18 protein-coding genes and 2 pseudogenes are annotated in these 23,644 nt (G+C 71.3%); 15 read left to right on the top strand and 5 right to left on the bottom strand.

Going from position 1 to position 23,644, the window contains the following annotated elements; all coding sequences use genetic code 11:
• Positions 1-11 precede the first annotated feature (11 nt).
• The 7 genes and pseudogenes from ABD296_RS30650 to mshC all read left to right on the top strand — a co-directional run bounded on the left by ABD296_RS30650 (position 12) and on the right by mshC (position 8,466).
• Positions 12-776, top strand: coding sequence for an NRDE family protein (locus ABD296_RS30650; protein WP_344274917.1), 765 nt, complete (start codon positions 12-14; stop codon positions 774-776).
• Positions 777-959: 183 nt separating this feature from the next.
• The gene (locus tag ABD296_RS30645) at positions 960-2,726 is read left to right on the top strand and encodes an ABC transporter substrate-binding protein (RefSeq protein WP_344274914.1); all 1,767 of its coding nucleotides are present in this window, start codon (positions 960-962) and stop codon (positions 2,724-2,726) included.
• 109 nt (positions 2,727-2,835) lie between these two features.
• On the top strand, positions 2,836-4,095 hold the full coding sequence (locus tag ABD296_RS30640) for an ABC transporter ATP-binding protein (RefSeq protein WP_344274911.1): 1,260 nt from the start codon (positions 2,836-2,838) through the stop codon (positions 4,093-4,095).
• Positions 4,092-5,204: an ABC transporter ATP-binding protein gene (locus ABD296_RS30635; protein ID WP_344274909.1), complete on the top strand. Its 1,113-nt coding sequence runs from the start codon at positions 4,092-4,094 to the stop codon at positions 5,202-5,204. Before ABD296_RS30640 ends, ABD296_RS30635 begins: the two co-directional genes overlap by 4 nt.
• Positions 5,201-6,181, top strand: coding sequence for an ABC transporter permease (locus ABD296_RS30630; protein WP_344274907.1), 981 nt, complete (start codon positions 5,201-5,203; stop codon positions 6,179-6,181). The genes ABD296_RS30635 and ABD296_RS30630 overlap by 4 nt, the downstream gene beginning before the upstream one ends.
• Positions 6,178-7,122 carry an ABC transporter permease gene (locus tag ABD296_RS30625; protein ID WP_344274905.1) on the top strand — a complete coding sequence of 315 codons (945 nt, stop codon included), beginning with the start codon at positions 6,178-6,180 and terminating at the stop codon, positions 7,120-7,122. The genes ABD296_RS30630 and ABD296_RS30625 overlap by 4 nt, the downstream gene beginning before the upstream one ends.
• Before the next feature lie 115 nt (positions 7,123-7,237).
• Positions 7,238-8,466 (top strand): annotated as a pseudogene (gene mshC, locus ABD296_RS30620) (cysteine--1-D-myo-inosityl 2-amino-2-deoxy-alpha-D-glucopyranoside ligase).
• Positions 8,467-8,706: 240 nt separating this feature from the next.
• On the opposite strand, the gene ABD296_RS30615 reads toward mshC, so the two are convergent.
• Both ABD296_RS30615 and ABD296_RS30610 read right to left on the bottom strand, forming a co-directional pair.
• Positions 8,707-9,549 carry a PAC2 family protein gene (locus ABD296_RS30615; RefSeq protein ID WP_173093413.1) on the bottom strand — a complete coding sequence of 281 codons (843 nt, stop codon included), beginning with the start codon at positions 9,547-9,549 and terminating at the stop codon, positions 8,707-8,709.
• A gap of 179 nt (positions 9,550-9,728) precedes the next feature.
• Positions 9,729-10,187 carry a universal stress protein gene (locus ABD296_RS30610; protein ID WP_344274897.1) on the bottom strand — a complete coding sequence of 153 codons (459 nt, stop codon included), beginning with the start codon at positions 10,185-10,187 and terminating at the stop codon, positions 9,729-9,731.
• A 231-nt stretch (positions 10,188-10,418) separates the two neighbouring features.
• Here ABD296_RS30610 and ABD296_RS30605 point away from each other — a divergent pair.
• From ABD296_RS30605 to ABD296_RS30570, 8 genes and pseudogenes are all read left to right on the top strand, one after another.
• A pseudogene (locus tag ABD296_RS30605) lies at positions 10,419-11,111 on the top strand (B12-binding domain-containing protein); the annotation flags it as partial.
• A gap of 80 nt (positions 11,112-11,191) precedes the next feature.
• Positions 11,192-11,863: an HAD family hydrolase gene (locus ABD296_RS30600; protein ID WP_344274894.1), complete on the top strand. Its 672-nt coding sequence runs from the start codon at positions 11,192-11,194 to the stop codon at positions 11,861-11,863.
• A gap of 226 nt (positions 11,864-12,089) precedes the next feature.
• A complete protein-coding gene (locus ABD296_RS30595) occupies positions 12,090-12,524 on the top strand; it encodes a hypothetical protein (protein ID WP_344274891.1) in 435 nt (144 codons plus the stop codon).
• Between the two features lie 446 nt (positions 12,525-12,970).
• A complete protein-coding gene (locus ABD296_RS30590; RefSeq protein ID WP_344274888.1) occupies positions 12,971-13,975 on the top strand; it encodes an ABC transporter permease in 1,005 nt (334 codons plus the stop codon).
• A 36-nt stretch (positions 13,976-14,011) separates the two neighbouring features.
• The gene (locus ABD296_RS30585; protein ID WP_344274885.1) at positions 14,012-15,769 is read left to right on the top strand and encodes an ABC transporter substrate-binding protein; all 1,758 of its coding nucleotides are present in this window, start codon (positions 14,012-14,014) and stop codon (positions 15,767-15,769) included.
• A gap of 93 nt (positions 15,770-15,862) precedes the next feature.
• A complete protein-coding gene (locus tag ABD296_RS30580; RefSeq protein WP_344274947.1) occupies positions 15,863-16,873 on the top strand; it encodes an ABC transporter permease in 1,011 nt (336 codons plus the stop codon).
• Positions 16,873-17,943, top strand: a complete 1,071-nt coding sequence (locus ABD296_RS30575) for an ABC transporter ATP-binding protein (protein ID WP_344274882.1) — start codon at positions 16,873-16,875, stop codon at positions 17,941-17,943. The genes ABD296_RS30580 and ABD296_RS30575 overlap by 1 nt, the downstream gene beginning before the upstream one ends.
• Positions 17,944-18,062: 119 nt before the next feature.
• The gene (locus ABD296_RS30570; protein ID WP_344274944.1) at positions 18,063-19,121 is read left to right on the top strand and encodes an ABC transporter ATP-binding protein; all 1,059 of its coding nucleotides are present in this window, start codon (positions 18,063-18,065) and stop codon (positions 19,119-19,121) included.
• 143 nt (positions 19,122-19,264) lie between these two features.
• Here the strand turns inward: ABD296_RS30570 and ABD296_RS30565 are convergent, their stop codons facing one another.
• The 3 genes from ABD296_RS30565 to ABD296_RS30555 form a co-directional block, all read right to left on the bottom strand.
• Positions 19,265-21,763, bottom strand: coding sequence for an ABC transporter permease (locus tag ABD296_RS30565; RefSeq protein WP_344274879.1), 2,499 nt, complete (start codon positions 21,761-21,763; stop codon positions 19,265-19,267).
• Entirely contained in the window at positions 21,760-22,578 is an 819-nt protein-coding gene (locus ABD296_RS30560; protein ID WP_344274876.1) for an ABC transporter ATP-binding protein, read from the bottom strand. The genes ABD296_RS30565 and ABD296_RS30560 overlap by 4 nt, the downstream gene beginning before the upstream one ends.
• Before the next feature lie 330 nt (positions 22,579-22,908).
• Positions 22,909-23,589: a response regulator transcription factor gene (locus ABD296_RS30555; protein ID WP_344274872.1), complete on the bottom strand. Its 681-nt coding sequence runs from the start codon at positions 23,587-23,589 to the stop codon at positions 22,909-22,911.
• Positions 23,590-23,644: the final 55 nt, after the last annotated feature.

Raw genomic sequence — 23,644 nt, 5'->3', positions numbered from 1 at the left:
CAATTGGGGGCATGTGTACGGCGATCATCAGTGTCGACCCCTCCGCCGCCGTCCCGGTGCTCCTCGCGGGCGTCCGGGACGAGTTCGTCGCGCGGGAGTGGGAGCCGCCGGGCCGGCACTGGCCGGACCGGCCCGGCCTGGTCGGCGGGCGCGACCTGCGGGCCGGCGGCACCTGGTTCGCCGTGGACCCCGCGGCGCCGCGCGTCGGGCTGGTGCTGAACGGGCGCGGCCGGATGGCCCCCGAGGACGGCCGCGCCACGCGCGGCGAACTGCCGCTGCGGATGGCCGCCGACGGCAAGCTCGGCGAGCTCGGGCTCGCCGCGTTCGACCCCTTCCACCTCGTCGGCGCCGAGCCCGACCGGGTGCGGCTGTGGAGCTGGGACGGCGCCGAGCTCGTCGAGCGCGTCCTCGGCCGCGGCCTGCACATGATCGTCAACAGCGGACTCGAGGGCGAGGGGCAGCAGGAGGGCGGGACCGAGGACGCCTACATGGGGGCGCGGCTCTCCCATTTCCGGCCGCGGCTGGCCGCCGCACCACGGCCCGCGCCAGGCGCGACCGAGGACGTCCGGACGGCATGGGGAGCGTGGCTGCCCCTGCTGGAGGGCGACGGCCTGCCCCGCGCCGACCACCGCGCGCTGCTGCCGCTGCTGGACATGGGCGAGGGCCGCGTGTGGGGCACCACCTCCGTCAGCCTGGCGGCGCTCACGCCGGGCGGCGTCCGCTACGACTTCTCCGCCGCCCCCGGTGACGGGGCGGCCTGGTCGCGCGTGCTCTGACCCGCCGCCTCCGACCCGCCGCCTCCGCCCCGCCGCGCCGCCGCGTTTTCCTCCCCGTGCCCCCGCGATCATGACGCTGAGTGCTAATTTGACTACCTAATGCGATCTTCGTCGCGGGGCCGCGCCGGCCCCGCTCGCGGATCGCCCTGGCAGTCGGTCATCAGCAGACGGGGGAGTGCGCAGATGACAGCAGGGAGACGGGGGGCGGCGGTCACCGCCGGGCTCGGCGCGGCCGTGCTCGGCCTGGCGGCCTGCGGTGGCGGCGGGGGCGGAGGCGGCGGGAGCGCCGGCGGCACGCTGAAGGTCGTCGGGTCCTCCGACGTGGACCACCTCGACACCTCCAGCGTCTACACGACCTGGGGCAACATGCTGGCCCGCCAGTTCGCCCGGACACTGTTCGGGTTCAAGGCCGCCAACGACTTCGACAACGCCATCAAGGTGCAGCCGGACGTCGCGGCCGAGATCCCCAGCGCGCAGAACGGGGGCCTCAGCCAGGACGGCAAGACCTACACCATCAAGCTGCGCACCGGCGTGCTGTGGAACACCGACCCGCCCCGCGAGGTCACCGCGCAGGACTTCATCCGCGGCATCAAGCGGGTCTGCAACCCGGCCAAGCCGTCGGGCGGCAAGGCGTACTACACCGAGACCATCGTCGGGATGAGCGCGTTCTGCAAGGCCTACGGGGACGTCGACCCGAAGAACGCCTCCGCCTTGGCCTCCTACCAGAACGGCCACAACGTGGCCGGGCTGACGGCCAAGGACGACAAGACCCTCGTCGTCAAGCTGGTCCAGCCCGCGAGCGACTTCACCAACATCCTCGCGCTGCAGTTCGCGGCCGCGGCCCCGGCCGAGTACGACCGGTACATCCCCGACAGCCCGCAGTTCCGCCAGCACACGGTCTCCGACGGCCCGTACCAGATCGTCTCCTACACGCCGAACAAGCAGTACGTCCTCGACCGCAACAAGAACTGGAAGGCCGCCTCCGACCCGACGCGGGCGCAGAACCCCGACCGGATCCAGGTCACCATGGGCCAGGACTCGCCCGACGTCGTCCAGCAGCAGATGGAGCAGGGCTCCGCCGACCTCGCCTGGGACCAGCCGGTGCCGACCTCCCGGATCCCGAGCCTGAAGTCCAACCCGAACTTCAAGATCATGGAGGGGTCGTCCAGCAACCCCTACATCGTCTTCAACACCCTCAGCCCGAACAACGGCAAGGCGCTCGGCAAGGCGCAGGTCAGGCAGGCGATCAACTACGCGATCGACAAGACCGCGCTGATCCAGATCTACGGCGGGCCGGACGTCAGCGAGGTGCTCAACCAGGTCATCCCGCCGCGCAGCGTCGGCTACCAGCCGTTCAACCTGTACCCGACGCCCGGCAACGCCGGCGACCCGAACAAGTGCAAGCAGCTGCTCGCGCAGGCCGGGTACCCGAACGGGCTGACGCTGAAGTTCCCCTACCGGGTCTCCAGCAACCACCCGAAGGTCGCGCAGTCGGTGCAGGCCAACCTGAAGGCGTGCGGGATCACCGCCAACCTCACGCCCGACACCAACGGCACCTTCTACAACACCACGCTGGTGACCCCCGCCGACGCCAAGGCCGGCAAGTGGGACATCGCCGGCCCCGGCTGGGTGCCCGACTGGTACGGCAACAACGGCCGCACCAACATCGTGCCGCTGTTCGACGGCCGCCAGTACGGGCCGAACTCCACCAACTACGGCGACTACGACAACCCGAAGGTCAACACGCTCATCGACCAGGCGCTGAAGGCCAGGGACGTCAACACGGCCGCCGGGTTCTGGGCGCAGGCCGACAAGCAGATCATGCAGGACGCCGCGGTCGTCCCGCTGATGAACCAGAAGTACCCGATCTTCCACTCGTCGCGGGTGAAGAACGCGCTGTACCTGCCGCAGTACCAGGCGTACGACCTCAACCAGATGAAGCTCTCGTAGCCGGCGGCGCCCGGGCGCCCGCCGGCGGCGCCGCGCCCGGGCACCGGCCCGTCCCCGCCGTGCGGGCGCGGGCCGCCGGCCGGGCGAACGCGGACGCGAAGGGGCGTCGATGAGTCTTCTCGAGGTGACCGACCTGCGGGTCTCCTTCAGCACGCCGGACGGGGTGGTGCGCGCCGTGCGCGGCGTCTCGTTCGAGGTGGACCGGGGCCGCACGCTCGGCATCGTCGGCGAGTCGGGCTCGGGCAAGAGCGTCAGCACCCAGACCCTCATGGGCCTGACGCCGGGCGCGCGGGTGAGCGGGCAGGCCCTGTTCGAGGGCGCGGACCTGCTCACCGCGGGGGAGCGGCGGATGCGCCAGATCCGCGGCGCCGAGATCGCCATGATCTTCCAGGACCCGCTGTCCAGCCTGCACCCGCTGTACAGGGTGGGCCGGCAGATCGAGGAGATGATCCGCGCGCACGAGCCGGACACCGACCGCCGCGCGGCCCGCAAGCGCGCGGTGGAGATGCTCGGCACGGTCGGCATCCCGCAGCCCGCGCAGCGCGCCGAGGAGTACCCGCACCAGTTCTCCGGCGGCATGCGGCAGCGCGCGATGATCGCGATGGCGCTGGCGCTGAACCCGAAACTGATCATCGCCGACGAGCCGACGACCGCGCTGGACGCGACCGTCCAGGCGCAGATCCTCGACCTGATGCGGCGGCTGCAGCGCGAGTACGACACCGCCCTCATCATGATCACCCATGACCTCGGCGTGATCGCCGACATGGCCGACGACGTGCTGGTGATGTACGGCGGGAAGGCCGCCGAGAAGGCGCGGCGCCGCCCCCTGTACTACCGGTCGCACCACCCCTACACCAAGGGTCTGCTGCAGTCGACGCCGTCCGCGGCCGCCGGCGCGGACCGGCTGCGGCCGATCCCCGGTCAGCCGCCGAGCCTGATCAACATCCCGTCGGGGTGCGTGTTCCATCCGCGCTGCGAGTACGCGATGGACCGGTGCGTCACCGACGAGCCCGCCCTGGACCCGGTCACCGGCGACGACGACCCGTCGCACGTGTCGGCGTGCTGGCTGCCGCACGAGGCGGTCGGGCTCGGCGAGGACGCCGAGCGGCTGCGGCACCGGGCGGTCGAGGAGGGACGTGTGCGGGCGCGCCCGGCGGCGGCCGCGCGCGGCGGCGCACCCGAGGCGTCCGGTGCGGTCGACGCCGCCGCGCCGGGGACGGAGGCCCCGGAGACGGAGGCCCCGGAGAAGGAGGCGCCGGAGGCGGGCGCGGAAGGCGAGGGCGGCGGCGGTCCGCGGGGCGGTGCGGACGCGGGCGAGGACGACGGCACGCGCGGGGACGGCACGCGCGGGGACGGGGGCGCCGGGTGAACCACGACGCGAGCGGGCGGAACGGCGGGAGGGGCGCCGGGCAGGGCGAGGTCCTGGTCTCGGTCGACGGCGTCCACAAGCACTTCCCGAGCAGGCAGGGGATCGTCCTGAAGAAGGAGGTCGGCCGCGTGCACGCGGTCGACGGCGTCGACCTGGAGGTACGCCTCGGCGAGACCCTCGGGATCGTCGGGGAGTCCGGCTGCGGGAAGTCGACGCTGGCGCGCTGCATCACCGGGCTGCACCGGGTGACGGCGGGCCGGATCATGTTCGAGGGCGACGACATCACCCGGCTGGGCGGGGCGGGCCTGAAGGCGTTCCGCCGCGACGTCCAGATGATCTTCCAGGACCCGTACGGGTCGCTGAACCCGCGCCGCCGGGTCGGCTCCATCATCGGCGACCCGTTCGCCGTGCACTCGATCGCGGCGGGCGCCGAGCGCAAGCGCCGGGTGCAGGAGCTGATGGAGCTGGTCGGGCTGAACCCCGAGCACTACAACCGGTTCCCGGCCGAGTTCTCCGGCGGGCAGCGGCAGCGGATCGGGGTCGCGCGGGCGCTGGCGCTCAAGCCGAAGCTGATCGTGTGCGACGAGCCGGTGTCGGCGCTGGACGTGTCCATCCAGGCGCAGGTCATCAACCTGCTGAAGGACCTGCAGGACGAGATGGGCCTGACGTACGTGTTCATCGCGCACGACCTGTCGGTCGTCCGGTACGTCAGCGACCGGGTCGCGGTGATGTACCTCGGCAAGGTCGGCGAGGCCGCCGAGGCGGAGACGCTGTACGGGCGGCCCCGCCACCCCTACACCGCGGCGCTGCTGTCGGCGGCGTCGATCGCCGACCCGGACGAGGCGGAGCGCGCCGAGCGGATCGTGCTGACCGGGGACGTCCCGTCGCCGATCGAGCCGCCGCCGGGCTGCCGGTTCCATCCGCGCTGCCCGAAGGCCGCGGACCGGTGCGTCCGGGAGGACCCGCCGCTCGTCCCGCGCGAGGGCGACCCGCCGGACCACGTGACCGCCTGCCACTTCCCGGTGGAGCCGGGCGAGAGCCTCGCGCACAAGCACGCGGCGATCGCGCAGGTCTCCACCCAGCCGGAACTCCCGGAGGCCGAGGAATGAGCAGCTACACCGATCTCGAGGCGCAGGAGGTGGACCCGGAGGCGGGCACCGGGCCCGCCCGGGTGCAGGGCCGCACCCCCTTCCAGCTGGCGTGGGCCCGGTTCCGGCGCGACAGGCTGGCGGTGGCGTCGATCGTCGTGCTGGTGCTGATCGCGCTGTACGCGATCCTCGCGCCGGTGTGGGCGCACCTGACCGGCCACCCCTACGACGCGACGTTCCCCAAGACCGGGCTGGACGTGAACGGGCAGCCGCGCGGGCCGTCCGGGACGTTCTGGCTCGGCGCCGACCAGCTCGGCCGCGACGTGCTGGTCCGCGCCGCCTACGGGGCGCGGATCTCGCTGGTGGTGGGGATCCTGGCGGCGGTGCTCGCCTCGATCGTCGGGACGCTGGTCGGGGTGCTGGCCGGGTTCGTCGGCGGGGTGATGGACACGCTGCTGGCGCGGTTGATGGACATGACGCTGGCGCTGCCCTACCTGCTGGTGGCGATCATGCTGGCGACCACGTTCCAGATCTCCTCGGTCGGCGCCAGCCTCACGCTGACGATCCTGGTGATCGCGTTCTTCTCGTTCGCCGCGTTCGGCCGCATCATCCGCGGCCAGGTGCTGTCGCTGAAGCAGAAGGAGTTCATCGAGGCGGCCCGCTCGCTCGGCTCCTCGAACGCGCGGATCATGTTCGTCGACATCCTGCCGAACCTGGTCGCGCAGGTCACCGTGCTGACCTCGCTGCTGATCCCGACGTCGATCGTGTTCGAGGCGACGCTGTCGTTCCTCGGCGTCGGGGTGCGGCTGCCGATGCCGTCGTGGGGGTCGATGCTCGGCGAGGGCAGCGACGTGTTCCAGACCGCGTGGTGGCTGCTGGCGGTGCCGGGCGTCCTGCTGCTGCTGACCACACTGTCGTTCAACCTGCTCGGCGACGGGATCCGGGACGCCCTGGACCCGCGCGGCGACCGGGCGACCGGGGGAAGTGAGCGCCGATGATCCGTTTCGTCATCCGCCGCCTGCTGTACGCGATCATCGTGCTGTGGCTGGTGTCCACGCTGGTGTTCGTGTTCCTGCACGTCTCGCCCGTCCCGGTGGAGCGGGTCATCGGCGGGCCGCGCGCGACCACCGACACCCTCGAGCAGATCCGCCGCAACCTTGGCCTGGACCAGCCGGTCATCGTGCAGTACGGGCAGTTCCTCGGCCGGCTGCTGCACGCCAACCTCGGCGACTCCTACATCAACGGGGAGCCGGTGACGACCCTGATCGGGGACCGGCTGCCGACCACGCTGTGGCTGGTGTTCGGCGCCGGCATCCTGTGGTTCGTCGGCGGCGTGGTCACCGGGGTGCTGTCGGCGACCCGGGCGCGCAGCCTGTGGGACCGGGTCGTGACGGTGTTCGTGCTGGTCGGGCTGTCGACGCCGCCGTTCGTGATGGCGCTGGTGCTGCTGTTCCTGTTCGCCACCAAGCTGAGCGAGGCGGGCGTGTACTTCTTCGAGGCGGGCCCGCCGCTGCAGATGCACTTCTTCCGCCGGATGATCCTGCCGTGGATCGCGCTGGCGTTCCTGATGGTCGCGGCCTACACCCGGCTGACGCGCGGCGCGATGCTGGACGTGCTGGGGGAGGACTACGTCCGGACGGCCCGCGCCAAGGGCCTGTCGCAGCGCCGCGTCGTCTACAAGCACGGCCTGCGGGCGGCGCTGACCCCGGTCGTCACCCAGTTCGGCATCGACCTCGGCGCGCTGATCGGCTCCACGATCGTCACCGAGAAGGTGTTCGGGCTGCAGGGGGTGGGGCAGCTGGTCTACCAGTCGATCGCGCTCGGCGACACCCCGGTGATCATCGGGGTGACGCTGATGGTGACGTTCTTCGTCATCGTGGCGAACCTGCTGGTGGACATCGGCTACTCGTTCCTGGACCCGCGCGTGCGGCTGTCCTGACCCGCCCCCGCGCGGGGGACGGGGGCCGCCCGGGGCGGGTCACGATGCGGACACTCGGGACGGTCAACACGATCTCGGAGTAATTTCGCGAGAGGGGCATGGATAAGCTTTCCGTATGCGATCGTGGCCCGCTTCCGACGTCCCCAGCCTCACCGACGCGGGACTGCCCGCCGCGGCGCGGCGGCTCAGCCTGTACGACACCGGAACGGGCGCGGTGCGGCCGACGACCCCCGGCGCCACCGCGCGGATGTACGTCTGCGGGATCACCCCCTACGACGCGACGCACCTCGGCCACGCCAACACCTATCTCGCGTTCGACCTCGTCAACCGGGTGTGGCGGGACCTCGGGCACACCGTGCACTACATCCAGAACGCCACCGACGTCGACGACCCGCTTCTGGAACGTGCCCAGCAGACCGGGGAGGACTGGCGGGAGCTGGCCGACCGGGAGATCCAGCTGTTCCGCGACGACATGGCGGCGCTGCGGATCCTGCCGCCGGACCGCTACGTCGGCGCGGTCGAGTCGATCCCGCTGATCGTCGAGATGATCGAGAAGCTGCGCGGCCGGGACGCCACCTACGAGGTCGACGGCGACGTGTACTTCCCGGTCGCCGCCGACCCCGCGTTCGGGCAGGTCAGCCGACTGTCGCGGGAGGAGATGGGGCCGCTGTTCGCCGAGCGCGGCGGCGACCCGGACCGGCCCGGCAAGCGCGACCCGCTGGACGCGCTGGTGTGGATGGCGCGGCGGCCCGGCGAGCCCGGCTGGGACTCCCCGTTCGGGGAGGGCCGCCCCGGCTGGCACGTGGAGTGCTCGGCGATCTCCATCGAGTACCTCGGCATGGGCTTCGACGTCGAGGGCGGCGGCTCGGACCTGGCGTTCCCGCACCACGAGATGGGCGCCTCGCACGCGCAGATCGCGACGGGGGAGCGCCCGCACGCCCGCGCCTACGTGCACGCCGGGATGGTCGGCCTGGACGGCGAGAAGATGTCCAAGTCGCGCGGGAACCTGGTGTTCGTGTCGAAGCTGCGCGAGGCGGGCGTCGACCCGATGGCGATCCGGCTGGCGCTGCTGGCCCACCACTACCGCTCGGACTGGGAGTGGACGGCGCGCAGCTGCGCGAGGCCGCCGGCCACCTGGACCGCTGGCGCGCCGCCGCCGCGCGCCCGGCCGGCCCGTCGGCCGGGCCGGTCGCCGACACCGTCCGCGAGCGCCTCGCCGACGACCTGGACACCCCGGCCGCGCTCGCCGCGATCGACGCGTGGGCCGCCGCCGAGGGCACCGACGAGGCGTCGCCCGCGCAGGTCCGGGCCCTCACCGACGCCCTGCTCGGCATCACCCTGTGACCGCCGCGGGCTCACCGGCCCCTCACGTCGCTGATGGTCATGGTGGGGCGGGTGGGGCGCACTCGTCGGCGTGCGCGGGGCCATCACCGGCGGGTCTCTTAACCACGGGAGCGCAGCCCGGTAGAGTCCGCCGCATGCGCATGGAACTGGTCGTGCTGATGCTGCCGGGCGTCCTCGTCGCGCTGGTGGTGTTCGCCTCGATCAAGCGCCCGGACGAACCCGGGGAATGACGGCCGCCGGTCAGCCGGGGTCGCGGCGCCGCAGGTAGCGTTCGAACTCGCGGGCGATCGCGTCGCCGCTGGCCTCGGGCAGCTCGGTGGCGTCCTTCTGCTCCTCCAGGGTCCGCACGTACTCGGCGACCTCGGAGTCCTCCTCGGCGAGCTCGTTGACGCCGTTCTCCCAGGCCCGCGCCTCCTCGGGCAGCTCGCCCAGCGGGACGGTGACGTCCAGCAGGTCCTCGACGCGGCGCAGCAGCGCCAGCGTCGCCTTCGGCGACGGCGGCTGCGCGACGTAGTGGGGGACCGCCGCCCACAGCGACACGGTGTCCAGGTCGGCCTTGGCGCAGGCGTCCTGCAGTACCCCGAGGATCCCGGTGGGCCCCTGGTAGCGGGCCGGCTCCAGGTGCAGGGTGCTGACCAGCCCGGCCTCGGACGCGGCGCCGGTGACCGGCACGGGGCGGGTGTGCGGAGCGTCGGCGAGCAGCGCGCCGAGCAGCACCACGTTGCGCACGTCCAGCTCCAGCATCAGCCCGACCAGCTCGCGGCAGAACGACCGCCACCGCATGTTCGGCTCGATGCCGTGGATCAGCACGACGTCCTTGCCGTTGGGGAGCCGCGCCCAGGAGATCCGGGTGGTGGGCCAGGTGATGTCGCGGGTCTCCCCGTCGACCATCTCCACGATCGGGCGGGTGACCTGGAAGTCGTAGTAGTCGTCGGGGTCGAGCTCGGCGACCGGTACCGCGTCCCAGCTCGACTCCAGGTGCTGGATGACCCCGCTGGCGGCCTCCCCGGCGTCGTTCCATCCCTCAAAGGCGGCCACGAGCACCGGTTCGACGAGCTCCGGCACGCTCTCCAGCTCGATCACGCGCTGCCTCCTTCCGACGCCTGGGTACAGCGTCACCGGCGGGGGTCTCATTCCCGGGGTCGGGGGCCCCGCTCATGATCGGTGGCTGTCAGCCTACGTCCTGACAGTGACCTACCCCACCGTTCCGCCGCCAGACCCCCGGCCTGTACGCCCGCGGCGGAACGGAGGTCACGATCGCATCACTTGCCGTCGGTGGTGTGCACGATCAGCACGTCGCACGGGGACCGGTGCGACAGGTTCGCCGGGACGGAGCCGAGGATGCGGCCGGCGAGGCTGTTGAGGCCGCGGTTGCCGATCACCACCAGCTCGGCGCCGCGCTCCTTGGCGACGCGGCTGATGACGTCGACGGCGTCGCCCTCGACGGACTCCTGCTGGATGTCCCGGGCGCCCGCCGCCACGGCCCGCTCGCGCGCGGCGCGCAGCGCGTCGTCGGCGGGCGTGGAGCCCTGCACCTTGTAGGCCAGGTCGCCGAGCCGGTCGGCGGCGCTGGCGCGCTCGCGCTCGGGCATCGGGCTGTAGGCGGAGGCGAGCAGCAGGGTGGCGCCGGTCGCGGCGGCCAGCTGCGCGGCCCGGTCGACCGCGCGGAACGAGGTCTCCGAGCCGTCGGTGCCGACGAGGATCATGCGGTACGCGCTCATGCCGCTCCTTACCCGTTGGTAGTAACTGGGGGCACGTTATCGGTCCTGTGACCCATCCGTCACCGTCTTCTTGCACGGCCCGTCCCGTTCCGCCATGTGGACGGAGCGGAGGCCGCCGGGGACCCGCCGATAAGCTGGGACCCCATGAGCACCCCCGTTCCGCCCTCCCCGCGTCAGGCCTTGAAGGAGCGCGCCGTCGTGGCCGACGGGGGCATGGGGACGATGCTCCAGGACGCCGGCCCCACCCGGGAGATCGTCAACGACGTGCTGCTGAACGGGATGAAGACCGTCGGGGAGCTGTTCGGGCCCGGGCAGATGCAGCTGCCGTTCGTGCTGCAGTCCACCGCGGTGATGAAGGAAAACCTGGAGGAGCTGCTCGCCGGCCTGTACGACGGCGAGGTCCGCTACGCCCGCGACGCGTTCGAGGGCCTGCGGCTGATGAACGCGTTCATGGCCGTCGAGCGCGGCGAGGAGGGCGCGAGCCTGCCGCCGCTGCACGAGCGGAGGGTGCGGCGGGGCGCGACCTTCAAGGTCACCGAGCCGCCGTTCTGGGGCGACCGGGTGGTCAAGGGCGTCGCCCTCGCCGACTACGCCGCCTTCCTGGACGAGCGCGCTACCTTCATGGGCCAGTGGGGCCTCAAGCCGTCCCGTGGCGGCGACGGCCCGTCCTACGAGGAGCTGGTGGAGACCGAGGGGCGGCCCCGGCTGCGGATGTGGCTGGACCGTGTCCAGACCGAGGGCCTGATCGAGGCCGGAGTCGTGTACGGGTACTTTCCGGCCGTGTCGGAGGGCGACGACCTGGTCGTCCTCAACGAGGACGGGGCGCAGCGGGAGCGGTTCGGCCCGAGGATCGCCGAGGCCACCGGGGAGCTGTTCGCCGATGACGAAGCGCTGATCGAGTACTGGCACGCTCGTCCGGCTGCTGGATCCCGGCCGGATCGGGGTGGCGCTGAGGATTTCGATCCGCGGCGGTGCTCCGGCGCGTGACGCGGCAACGAGGAAGGATGGACGATTTGGGGGACGGGCGCGGCGGCCTGCAGGCCGTGCTGTTCGACATGGACGGGCTGCTCGTCGACTCCGAGCGGGTATGGCTCGAGGTCGAGGAGCAGGTCGTGGCCTGGCTCGGCGGCGAGTGGAGCGAGGAGCACCAGCGGTCGCTGGTCGGCGGCTCGCTGAGCGTCGGCGTCGACTACATGCTGAGGCTGACCGGGGCGGACGTCGCGCCCGAGGAGGTCGGGCGGCGGATGCTGGACGGCATGCACGAGCGGCTGAGCGAGAGCGTCCCGCTGATGCCGGGCGCCAAGGAGCTGCTGGTGGAGCTGAAGGACGCGGGCGTCACCACGGCGCTGGTGTCCTCCAGCCACCGCAGGCTCATCGACCCGGTGCTGGACGCCGTCGGACGGGAGTTCTTCGCGCTCAGCGTCGCGGGTGACGAGGTCGCGCGCACCAAGCCCGACCCGGAGCCGTACCTGACCGCGGTTGCGCGCCTCGGCGCCGTCCCGGGCCGCTGCGTGGTGCTGGAGGACTCCCCGAACGGGGTGGCCGCGGCGGAGGCGGCCGGCTGCGTCACCGTCGCCGTGCCGTGCCTCCTGCCGATCCCGCCCGCGCCCGGCCGCACCGTGGTCGGTTCGCTGCGCGAGGTGACGATGGAACGGCTGTTCTCGCTGGTGGGGTGAGGTTCGGCGGCGCCTGGAGTGGGCCCGCTCGACCGGTTCGACGTCCAACCGTTGCGCGATGTTGATCTCCGTTGCCCCTGCCAGGGGCCCCTAGGGGGCGGGTCACGCCCGAGGAGGAGACCGAAATGTCCGCAAACCGTCCGCCGGGAGGAGCGGGATCGGCCCTCGGACGTGTGACGATGGAAGGACAGCGGTACAGCAGCACCGTACGGAGTGAGGGGCCGGCATGAGCGATACGGCGATCGATCTGATCAGCCTCGGGGTGACCCTGGTCGGGCTGGTCATCAGCTGGGGGGTCTACCGGCGCCGCGGGGCGGCGTCGGGGATGCGCGGCGCCGCGCTGTCGCTGGTGCCGCTGGCCGCGGCGATGACCGGGGTGACCGAGTTCTTCGTCGATCTGGCGTTCAGCCCGGTGAAGTGGGCCGGGGTCGGGGTGGCGGGGCTGGCCGTCCTGCTCTACCTGACCTCGGGCGCGATGCTGAGCCGCCGCGCCGGGGACGACGACGCCGGCGGGAAGCCCGCGGCCCGCGGCGGGGGCGAGCCGAAGGCGGCGGGCCGCGCCGGGCGCAAGCCCAAGGGCGAGGTGGGCGGCGCGCAGCCGTCCGGCGACCCCGAGCTGGCGGAGATCGAGAAGATCCTGCGGAACCGCGGCATCTCCTGACGTCCGGGTCTCCCGGACGCCCGTCCGGGTCCGGCGGCGGGCCGGGACGTCCCCTGCGAGGGGGGCGTCCGGGCCCGCCGTTTCTGCGTCCGGAGGCCCTGACCTGCGGACGATCAATCTCAGAACGGACTCAGTACGGTAAAGCTTGCCGGTCTAGACCGCGTTGGTGTTGCAGAGCACGGTGGAAGCGAACGTACTATTCGGGCGGTTTGTCCAGCGTGTTGAGTGAGCACGTCCGCCCGAGATGACGACGAGATCACAAGTCAGATACGGGTACTGGCGCAGCCCGTCTCACGGATGGACAGTCGTGGCCGAGGGGCTACCTTTCCCTTCAGCAAACGCGGCGTAACGGGCACGGGGTCAGCGGATGATCTCCGCGACCGCCGGTCACCGCGCCGGCGGCGGCTATGGCCGAACCTGTGGCCGGACGGTAGGAGGTATGAAGCGTGGGGGCACCGATCGAGGTCTCCGGTTCCGAGGCGGAAGCACAGCCGGACGCCGTCCTCGCGGGTCTTGAACGCTCGGCGATCCAAGGGCGCTCGCTCGGCCAGATCGCCTGGACCCGCCTCAAGCGGGACAAGGTCGCGATGGCCAGCGCCGTGTTCATCGTCCTGCTGATCATCGCCGCTCTGCCCGGGGTCACCAACCTGCTGGTGAGCTGGTTCGGGTCCCCGCCCGACAAGTTCCACCAGACGCTCGTGGACCCGACGCTCGGCACCCCGTACGGCAAGTTCGGCGGCGTCAGCGGGCACCACATCTTCGGCATCGAGCCGACCAACGGCCGCGACCTGTTCGCCCGCGTGCTGTACGGCGCGCGCGTCTCGCTGATCATCGGCGTGCTGGCCACGCTGGTGTCGGTGGTCATCGGCACGCTGCTCGGCGTCGCGGCCGGCTTCTTCGGCGGCTGGGTCGACATGGTGATCGCCCGGCTGATGGACATCTTCCTGGCGTTCCCGCTGATCATGTTCGCGATCGCGCTGTCGGGCGTGCTGCCCAGCAGCATGCTGGGGCTGTCGGGCAACAACCTGCGGATCGCGATCCTGGTGTTCGTCATCGGCTTCTTCGCCTGGCCGTACATCGGCCGCATCATCCGCGGGCAGACGCTGTCGCTGCGGGAGCGGGAGTTCGTGGACGCGGCCCGCAGCATGGGCGCGCGCAACTCCTACATCCTGTTCAAGGAGCTGCTGCCGAACCTCGTCGCGCCGATCACCGTCTACGCGACGCTGCTGATCCCGACGAACATCCTGTTCGAGGCGGCGCTGTCCTTCCTGGGCGTCGGCATCAACCCGCCCGCGCCGTCCTGGGGCGGGATGCTGAACCAGGCCACCGAGCTGTACTCCGTCGCCCCGCACTTCGTCATCGTCCCAGGTCTGGCGATCTTCGTCACCGTGCTCGCCTTCAACCTGTTCGGCGACGGTCTGCGCGACGCTCTCGACCCTCGGTCCCGTTGACCCCGGCACTTGGCCGGCAGTAGTGAAAGGGAAGTAATGAGATCTTCCAAGGTCATCTCCGTGGCGGCGGCGGGAGCCGTCGTCCTCAGCCTCGGGCTCAGCGCCTGCGGCGGGGGCGACGACTCCGGCGACGGCGGCGGCGGCAAGGCGAAGTTCGACGCCGGGTCCAAGGGCATCGTCAACGCGTCCGACAAAAAGGGCGGCACGCTGGTGATGGCGCAGCCGGACGACTTCGAGTCGCTCGACCCCGCCAACATCTACTACGCCTACGGCTCGGACTTCTTCCGGCTCTACTCCCGGACGCTGGTGACCTACACCTCCAAGCCGGGCGAGGAGGGCACCAAGCCGTCCCCGGACCTCGCGCAGGGCCTCGGCACGCCGTCCGACGGCAACAAGACCTGGACCTACAAGCTGAAGCCCGGCCTCAAGTACGAGGACGGCAGCGTCATCAAGGCCCAGGACATCAAGTACGCGGTCGCGCGCACCTTCGACCGCGGCGTGCTGCGCAACGGCCCGTCCTACTTCACGCAGATGCTGGAGGCGGGCGACTACAAGGGCCCGTTCAAGGACAAGAACCTCGACCACTTCAAGGGCGTCACGACGCCCGACGACTCGACCGTCGTCTTCCACCTGAAGGCGCCGTTCTCCGAGTGGGACCAGCTGGTGATGTTCAGCGGCCAGACCGTCCCGGTCCCGCAGGCCAAGGACACCGGCACCCAGTACGGCATGCACCCGTTCTCCTCGGGCCCGTACAAGTGGCAGGCCGACTACAAGATGAAGCAGGGCGGCACCCTGGTCCGCAACACCTACTGGGACCCGAAGACCGACCCGAACCGCAAGGCCCTCCCGGACAAGGTCGTCGTCCAGTCCGGCCTGTCGGCGGACGAGATCGACAACCGTGAGATCGACGGCACCGTGCAGATCGACCTGCCCGGCACCGGCGTGCAGGCCGCGGCCCGGCAGAAGATCCTGAGCGACCCCAAGCTCAAGGCCAACTCCGACGACCCGCTGGCCGGCTTCCACTGGTACATGCCGATCAACACCGAGATCGTGCCGAACGTCGAGTGCCGCAAGGCGATCGTCTACGCGACCAACCGCGACGCGCTCTGGCGCGCCTACGGCGGTGACGTGGGCGGCGAGATGGCCACCTCGATCATGCCGGCCGACATCCAGGGCCGCGAGAAGGGCACCGACGCCTACACCAAGGCCCAGGTCGGCTACACCGGCGACGTGAACGCCGCCAAGCAGTCCCTGGCCAAGTGCGGCAAGCCGAACGGCTTCGCCGTCACGATGCTGTTCCGCAGCGACCGCCCGAAGGAGCAGGCCGCCGCCGAGGCGATGGAGCAGGCGCTCGGCCGCGTCGGCATCAAGCTGACGCTCAAGGGCTACCCGCACGGCACCTACACCAACGAGCAGTTCGGCTCGCCGGCGTTCAACAAGAAGAACAACGTGGGTCTCGGCACCTACGGCTGGGCGCCCGACTGGCCCACCGGCTACGGCTACCTGCAGGCGGGCACGGACGGCAAGGCGATCCAGGAGACCGGGAACGTCAACATCAGCATGTTGAAGGACCCGCAGATCGACAAGATGTGGAACGACGTCGTCAAGGTCAACGACCCGAACCAGCGGGCGCAGATCTACAACCAGATCGACCAGCGGGTCCGCGACCTGGCGGCGATCATCCCGACCGTCTACGCCAAGTCCCTGCTGTACAGGTCGCCGAAGCTCACCAACGTGTACGTCCACTCGGGCTACGGCATGTACGACTACGCCAACCTCGGTGTGACCAGCTGAGCAGGCACCTTCCGCACTACCCGATAGAAGGCAGGTGAAGGCAGAGGGCGACCGCCGGGGCCGATCCCCCGGCGGCCGCCCGTGCCAGACGCTGTGATCGCATTTCTTGTTCGCCGCCTGCTCGGCGCCGTAGCGCTGCTGATCGTGATCAGCCTCGTGACGTACGGGATCTTCTTCCTGCTGCCCAAGCTCGCCGGTGTGTCCACAGACGACCTGGCGGCGAGGTTCGCCGGCAAGGCTCCCGACGCTACGACGCTGGAGGCGATCAAGGAGCGGTTCGGCCTCGACAAGCCGTTCTTCGTGCAGTACGGCGAGTTCATGAAGACGCTCGTCACCGGTGGCGACTACGACACCGGCACGTCGACGGTCCATTGCTCCGCGCCGTGCCTGGGCTACTCCTTCCGGACCAACCAGGCCGTGACGCCGCAGCTGCTGCAGCGCGCGCCGGTGACCCTGTCCATCGCGGTGGGCGCCGCCGTGCTGTGGCTCCTCGCGGGCGTCGCGACCGGCGTCGTGTCGGCGCTGAAGAAGGGCAGCATCTTCGACCGCGCCGCGATGATCATCGCGCTGGCCGGCGTCTCCCTGCCGATCTTCTTCACCGGCCTGCTGGGCCTGGCCTACGTCGTCCACGCCTGGGGCATCCTGCCCGAGGTGAACTGGACGCCGCTGAGCCAGGATCCGGCGAAATGGTTCACCTCGCTGATCCTGCCCTGGATCAGCCTCGCGCTGCTGTACGCCGCGATGTACGCGCGGCTCACACGGGCGGGCATGCTGGAGACCATGAACGAGGACTTCGTCCGCACGGCGAGGGCCAAGGGGCTCAGGGAGTCCACGGTCGTCACCAAGCACGCGCTGCGCGCCACGCTGACGCCGATCCTGACCGTGTTCGGCCTGGACTTCGGCCTCCTGCTGGGCGGGGCCATCATCACCGAGGCGACCTTCGGCCTTCCCGGGCTCGGACGGCTGGCCCTGGACGGGGTGAACCAGAGCGACCTGCCCGTCGTCGTCGGCGTGACGATCACGACGGCGCTGTTCGTCGTGCTGATGAACCTGATCGTGGACCTGCTGTACGCCGTCGTCGACCCGAGAGTGAGGCTGGCCTGATGACCGACACCACCCCGGCCGGCACCGCGCCGGCCGCCGGGGGGCAAGCTCCCACGGCGTTCCTCGAGGTCCGCGACCTCAAGATCCACTTCCCGACCGACGACGGGCTGGTCCGGTCCGTGGACGGCCTGTCGTTCCAGCTGGAGCGCGGCCGCACCCTCGGCATCGTCGGCGAGTCCGGCTCCGGCAAGAGCGTCACCAGCCTCGGCATCCTCGGCCTGCACAACCGCGACAACGCCACCGTGTCGGGGGAGATCTGGCTGGACGGCAAGGAGCTCGTCGGCGCCCCCCGCGGCGAGGTCCGCCGGATGCGCGGCCGCAAGATGGCGATGATCTTCCAGGACCCGCTGTCGTCGATGCACCCCTTCTACACGATCGGCCACCAGATCATCGAGGCCTACCGGGTGCACAACGACGTGTCCAAGCAGGTGGCGCGCAAGCACGCCATCGACATGCTCGGCCGCGTCGGCATCCCCAAGCCCGACAAGCGGGTCGACGACTACCCGCACCAGTTCTCCGGCGGCATGCGGCAGCGCGCGATGATCGCGATGGCGCTGTCCTGCGACCCCGAGCTGCTGATCGCCGACGAGCCGACCACGGCGCTGGACGTCACCGTCCAGGCGCAGATCCTGGACCTGATCCGGGACCTGCAGCAGGAGTTCAACTCCGCCGTCATCATGATCACCCACGATCTCGGGGTGGTCGCGGAGCTGTCGGACGACATCCTGGTGATGTACGCGGGCCGCTGCGCGGAGTACGCCTCGGTCGAGGAGGCCTTCCACAAGCCGCTGCACCCCTACACCTGGGGGCTGCTCGGCTCGATGCCGAGGCTGGACCGCGAGCGCACCGAGCGGCTGATGCCGATCAAGGGGACCCCGCCGAGCCTGATCAACGTCCCGCAGGGCTGCGCGTTCAACCCGCGCTGCGCCTACCGGGACCTGAACGGCGACAAGTCCACGACGGTGCGGCCCGACCTGGTCGAGGCGGTCCCGGGCCACAAGGTGGCCTGCCATCTCCCGCTGGAGAAGAAGCGGGAGATCTGGGAATCCGAGATCCGGCCGAAGCTGTGACGAGCACGGGGAACAAGACTGTGAGCACTTCTGACACCGCCGCGCAGGGGACCACCGTCCCCGGCGCCGCGGAGACCTCCGCCGACGCGGCAGCGGCCCGTCCCGCCGGGGACGGGGAGATGCTGCTGGAGGTGGACGGCCTCGGCAAGCACTTCCCCGTCACCGCGGGGCTGCTGCGCCGGCAGGTCGGGGCGGTGAAGGCCGTCGACGGCGTGTCGTTCTCCGTCCGCAAGGGCGAGACCCTCGGCCTGGTGGGGGAGTCGGGCTGCGGCAAGTCCACCACCGGCCGGATGATCATGCGGCTGCTGGACCCCAGCTTCGGCACCATCCGGTTCGAGGGCCAGGACATCACCTCGATGTCGCAGGCGCGGATGCGGCCGTTCCGCCGCGACCTGCAGATGATCTTCCAGGACCCGTACTCGTCGCTGAACCCGCGCAAGACGGTCGGCGCGATCGTCGGGGCCCCGTTCCGGCTGCAGAACATCCAGACCGAGAACGGCGTGAAGATGGCCGTCCAGGAGATCCTGGAGCTGGTCGGCCTCAACCCCGAGCACTACAACCGGTACCCGCACGAGTTCTCCGGCGGCCAGCGCCAGCGGATCGGCATCGCCCGCACCCTGGCGCTCAAGCCGAAGCTGATCGTCGCGGACGAGCCGGTGTCGGCGCTGGACGTGTCGGTGCAGGCGCAGGTCGTCAACCTGCTGGAGGACCTGCAGGACGAGCTCGACCTCACCTACGTGGTGATCGCGCACGACCTGTCGGTCGTCCGGCACATCTCCGACCGGGTCGCCGTCATGTACCTCGGCAAGATCGTCGAGATCGCGGACCGCAACGACCTGTACGAGCGGCCGATGCACCCCTACACCAACGCGCTGCTGTCGGCGGTGCCGATCCCCGACCCGGCCGAGCGCGGGAACCGGCAGCGGATCCGGCTGCAGGGCGACGTGCCGAGCCCCCTCGACCCGCCGCCCGCCTGCCGGTTCCACACCCGCTGCTGGAAGGCGCAGGACATCTGCAAGCAGGTCGAGCCGCCGCTGATCGAGCTCAGCCACGGCCACCACGCCGCCTGCCACTTCCCGGAGAACACCACCGTGTCGGCCACCGACGAGGTCGCCAAGGCCGCGGTGGCGCCCGGCGCCGCGCCCGCCGCCGAGACCGACGGCGAACCGACCGACTAGCATCCGGCCGGCCCGGCCGCGCCTTCACGGCGCCGGGCCGCCGGTGAGGACCCGCCCCCGGGCGTGCCTCCCGCACGCCGAAGCCCCGGCCCCCGCGAAGGGGGACCGGGGCTTCGCCGTTCCGCGCCGCAGGGCGCCCGGCCCTACTCGGTCGAGATCGCCTTCAGCACGTCCATCCGCCCGGCGCGCCACGCCGGCCACAGCGCCGCCAGCACACCGATCACCGCGGCGACCACCAGGTACACGCCCAGCGTCCCGTACGGCACCGCCAGCACCCCGAGGCCCTGGTCCTTCAGCGCGTTCTGCAGCGCCGCGCCGAACGCCACCCCGATGCCCATCCCGAGCACCGCCCCGAACACCGCGATCACGATCGACTCGACGCGGATCATCCGGCGCAGCTGCCGCCGGGAGATCCCGATCGCGCGCAGCAGCCCGATCTCCCGGGTCCGCTCGATCACCGACAGCGCCAGGGTGTTGACCACCCCGACCGCCGCGATGATGACCGACATCGCCAGCAGGATGGACAGGAACGTCACGAACCCGTCGACCTGCTTGCGGGCGTCCTTCTTCAGCGACGTCTGGTCCGACACCTTCAGGTTCGGGTACGCCTTGATCGACGACTCGATCGCCGTCTTGGTCGACGCGTCGGTCTTCGCGGCGTTCACCAGCACCGCGTCCACCGACGGCCGCACCGTGTGCTTCAGGTACACCTGCTGGGAGATGATCCGGCTGCCGATCAGGTCGCTCTTGGCGAAGATCCCGGTCACCTTCAGCTGCTCGGTCTTCCCGTCGGGGAACAGCGCCGGCACCGTCGACCCGACGTGCCAGCCCTTGTCCTTCGCGGTCGACTCGTTCACCATCAGCCCGGCCGCGCCGATCGACGCGCCGCCCGACACCACCTTCAGCCGCGCCGCCTCGGCGATCACGCCGACGTCGCCCGACATGTACGTGCCGCGCTCACCGCCGATCTTCGCGGTGCCCTCGTAGGTCGCCGACGCCGACTCCACCCCGGGCGCCGCCTTGATCTTCTGCGCGGCGTCGGCGGTGATGTCGCCGCCGGTCGCCTGCACCAGGTAGTCCGCGCCGAACTGCGCGTCCACCTGCTCCTCGATCGACGCCCGCATCGTCGCGCCCAGCACGTTCACCGTCGTGATCAGCGCCAGGCCGATCATCAGCGCGGCGGCGGTCGCGGCGGTGCGGCGCGGGTTGCGCAGCGCGTTCTGCCGCGCCAGCCGCCCCGGCGCGCCCAGCAGCCGCGCGAACGGCCACCCCAGCACCTTCACCACCGGGACGCTGATCACCGGAGCGAGCATCGCCACCCCGACGAACACCGCGAACGCGCCCGCCCCGACCGGCACCGCCGGGTTCCCGCCGTTCCCGGCCAGACCCGCCGCGATGAGGCCCGCGCCGATCAGCGTCAGCAGCGACCCCAGCGCCACCCGGATCCGCAGCGTCCGCTGCGGCAGCGCCACATCGTCGCGCATCGCCGCGACCGGCGGGATCTTCGCCGCGCGCCGCGCCGGGAAGTACGCCGACACCACCGTCACCACGATCCCGACGACGTACGACCAGATCACCGGCGTCGCGGTCAGCGTCAGCCCGCCCGACCCCGCGTCGCCCATCTGCGTCTGCAGCAGCGCCGCCAGGCCCGCGCCGGCCGCCAGGCCCAGCGTCGACCCGACGACCCCGACCGCGACCGCCTCACCGATCACCGCCCGCGTCACCTGCGGGCGGGCCGCGCCGATCGCCCGCAGCAGCGCCAGCTCCCGGGTCCGCTGCGCCACCAGCATCGAGAACGTGTTGAAGATGATGAACGCCCCGACGAAGATCGAGATCAGCGCGAACGCCAGCAGGAACGTGCGGAAGAACCCCATGATCTGCGCGACGTCGCTCTTGTTCTCGTCGCGCATCTTCGTGCCGGTGACGGCCTCCATGCCGCCCGGCAGCACCTTGGCGACCCGGTCGCGCAGCTGCGTCTCCGACGGGCCCGCGGTGCCCATCTCGATGTCGCTGAAGTAGCCGGGCTTCAGCATCAGCCGCTGCGCCGTCGGGGTGTCGAACGCGGTGACGCTCGCGCCCATCAGGTTCCCGGTGTCGATCAGCCCGACGATCCGCATCCGCTGCGCCGGCCCCGCCGACACGACCCCGACGGTGTCGCCGACCGCCAGCTTCCCCTTCTTCGCGGTCTCCGCGTCGATGATCACCTCGCCGGCGCCGCTCGGCGCCCGGCCCGACTTCAGGTCGAACGACCCGCCGGTGTTCCAGTTCGTGCCGAGCTGCGGCGGGCCCTGCCCGCCCGACCCGACGATCTTCCCGTCGCGGCCCACGACGGCCGCGTAGCCGTTCACGTTGCCCTGCGGGTCCTTCACCCCGTCGACGCCCTTCAGCGCCCTGAGGACCGACGCGGGCACCGGCTGGGCCGCCTGCCCGTCATCGTCGCCGCCCACGACCTTCTTCGCCCGCACGTCCACGGCGACGTTCTTGCCGACCCGGCTGAACAGGTCGTCGAACTGCTTGTTCATCGTGTCGGTGAAGATCAGCGTGCCGGCCACGAACGCCACGCCGAGGATCACCGCGACGGCCGTCAGCACCAGCCTGATCTTGTGCGCCGCCAGGTTGCGGAGCGTGACCTTGCCCATCATCGCGCCGCGACCCCCGGTCCCTGCGGCGCCGGAGCGCCGGCGGCGTCGAAGCCCTTCATCCGCTCCAGCACCCGCTCGGCCGTCGGCCCGGTCATCGTGTCGACGATCTGCCCGTCCGACAGGAACAGCACCTGGTCGGCGTACGCCGCCGCGGACGGGTCGTGCGTCACCATCACGATCGTCTGCTCCATCCGCCGCACCGAGTCCTGCAGGAACGACAGCACCTCCGCGCCGGACCGCGAGTCCAGGTTCCCGGTCGGCTCGTCCGCGAAGATGATCTCCGGGCGGGACGCCAGCGCCCGCGCGCACGCCACCCGCTGCTGCTGCCCGCCCGACAGCTCCGACGGGCGGTGCTTCAGCCGCGGCCGCAGCCCCACGGTGTCGATCACCTCGTCCACCCACGCCCTGTCGGCCTTACGGCCCGCGATGTCCATCGGCAGCGTGATGTTCTCCAGCGCCGTCAGCGTCGGGACCAGGTTGAACGCCTGGAAGATGAATCCGATCTTGTCGCGGCGCAGCCGGGTGAGCTGCTTGTCCTTCAGCCCGGTCAGCTCGGTGTCGCCAATGAACACCTGCCCGGAGTCCACCGAGTCGAGCCCCGCCATGCAGTGCATCAGGGTCGACTTCCCCGAACCGGACGGGCCCATGATCGCGGTGAACCGGCCGCGGGGGATCCCCACGGTCACCGAGTCGAGCGCGACCACCTGGGCGTCGCCGCGCCCGTACACCTTGGCGATCTGATGGGCCCGTGCGGCGAAGTCGCCCGCCCCGGGCGCGTAGAGCGCGTCAGCGGTCGATGGGGCGGTGTTCGTCACGTGAACTCCCCTGTGTGAGTGGATGAGGGTGGAAGTGCCGCGGGCCGCGCTTCCGTCCCCCGGACGGCCCGTCCCTCAGAACAGTAGGAGTCGGGCGGCCCCGTGGGATGCACCCCAGGAATGGACTTACCGCTCCATCCCTGGCAGGAGAGACGGCGCCGGGGTCGTCCTACCGGAGTAGGGGGCCACTGGCGAAAGATGGGTCCGCTCAGGGCCCGCCCCTGAGGCCGGGCCCGTGGACCACCGCCCCACCAGCGCCGACGGCCCTCACCGGCCTCGGGGACGCCCCTGGCCGAGGTCACCCCCTGGAGGGCCCGGCCTTGGCCGGGGTCAGCTCTGGCCGGGGCGGCTCAACCCGGTCTCGTAGGCGTACACCACGGCCTGCACCCGGTCCCGCAGCCCCAGCTTCGCCAGCACGTTCCCCACGTGCGTCTTCACCGTCGTCTCGCTCACCACGAGCTCCGCGGCGATCTCCGCGTTCGACTGGCCCCGCGCCACATGCGCCAGCACCTCGCGCTCCCGCGCGGTCAGCGTGTCCAGTCCCGGCGGCGGCGCCGCGTCCCGCACCGACGGCAGCCGCGTCGCGAACCGGTCCAGCAGCCGCCGCGTCACGCTCGGCGCCACGATCGCGTCGCCCTCCGCCACGATCCGGATCGCCTGCACCAGGTCCTCCGGCGGCGAGTCCTTCAGCAGGAACCCGCTCGCCCCCGCCCGCACCGCCTCGATCACGTACTCGTCCAGATCGAACGTCGTCAGGATCAGCACCTTCGGGTCGTGCGACGCCGCACCGTCCCGGATGATCCGCCGGGTCGCCTCGATCCCGTCCACGCCCGGCATCCGGATGTCCATCAGCACCACGTCCGGCAGCAGCGACCGCGTCAACTCCACCGCCGCCGCGCCGTCTCCGGCCTCGCCGACCACCGCGATGTCCGCCTCGGCCTCCAGGATCAGCCGGAACCCCGTGCGCAGCAACGGCTGATCATCGACGAGCAGCACCCGCACCGCGCTCACCGCGCCACCCCGCTCACGTCCATCGTCCCCGCTCCTCGCCCGCTCCTCGGCCTGC

Source organism: Actinomadura napierensis, from assembly GCF_039529375.1.
Classification (GTDB): Bacteria; Actinomycetota; Actinomycetes; order Streptosporangiales; family Streptosporangiaceae; genus Spirillospora; species Spirillospora napierensis.
This window is presented reverse-complemented; position numbering and strand designations above follow the sequence as displayed.

What these genes read in the sequence shown, in the direction of transcription:
- ABD296_RS30640 (WP_344274911.1), top strand. Translation starts at nt 2,836, where the DNA reads ATGAGTCTTCTCGAGGTGACCGACCTGCGGGTCTCCTTCAGCACGCCG.
- ABD296_RS30625 (WP_344274905.1), top strand. Translation starts at nt 6,178, where the DNA reads ATGATCCGTTTCGTCATCCGCCGCCTGCTGTACGCGATCATCGTGCTG.
- ABD296_RS30565 (WP_344274879.1), bottom strand. Translation starts at nt 21,763, where the DNA reads ATGATGGGCAAGGTCACGCTCCGCAACCTGGCGGCGCACAAGATCAGG.
- ABD296_RS30645 (WP_344274914.1), top strand. Translation starts at nt 960, where the DNA reads ATGACAGCAGGGAGACGGGGGGCGGCGGTCACCGCCGGGCTCGGCGCG.
- ABD296_RS30630 (WP_344274907.1), top strand. Translation starts at nt 5,201, where the DNA reads ATGAGCAGCTACACCGATCTCGAGGCGCAGGAGGTGGACCCGGAGGCG.
- ABD296_RS30650 (WP_344274917.1), top strand. Translation starts at nt 12, where the DNA reads ATGTGTACGGCGATCATCAGTGTCGACCCCTCCGCCGCCGTCCCGGTG.
- ABD296_RS30595 (WP_344274891.1), top strand. Translation starts at nt 12,090, where the DNA reads ATGAGCGATACGGCGATCGATCTGATCAGCCTCGGGGTGACCCTGGTC.
- ABD296_RS30585 (WP_344274885.1), top strand. Translation starts at nt 14,012, where the DNA reads ATGAGATCTTCCAAGGTCATCTCCGTGGCGGCGGCGGGAGCCGTCGTC.
- ABD296_RS30570 (WP_344274944.1), top strand. Translation starts at nt 18,063, where the DNA reads ATGCTGCTGGAGGTGGACGGCCTCGGCAAGCACTTCCCCGTCACCGCG.
- ABD296_RS30610 (WP_344274897.1), bottom strand. Translation starts at nt 10,187, where the DNA reads ATGAGCGCGTACCGCATGATCCTCGTCGGCACCGACGGCTCGGAGACC.
- ABD296_RS30600 (WP_344274894.1), top strand. Translation starts at nt 11,192, where the DNA reads ATGGACGATTTGGGGGACGGGCGCGGCGGCCTGCAGGCCGTGCTGTTC.
- ABD296_RS30575 (WP_344274882.1), top strand. Translation starts at nt 16,873, where the DNA reads ATGACCGACACCACCCCGGCCGGCACCGCGCCGGCCGCCGGGGGGCAA.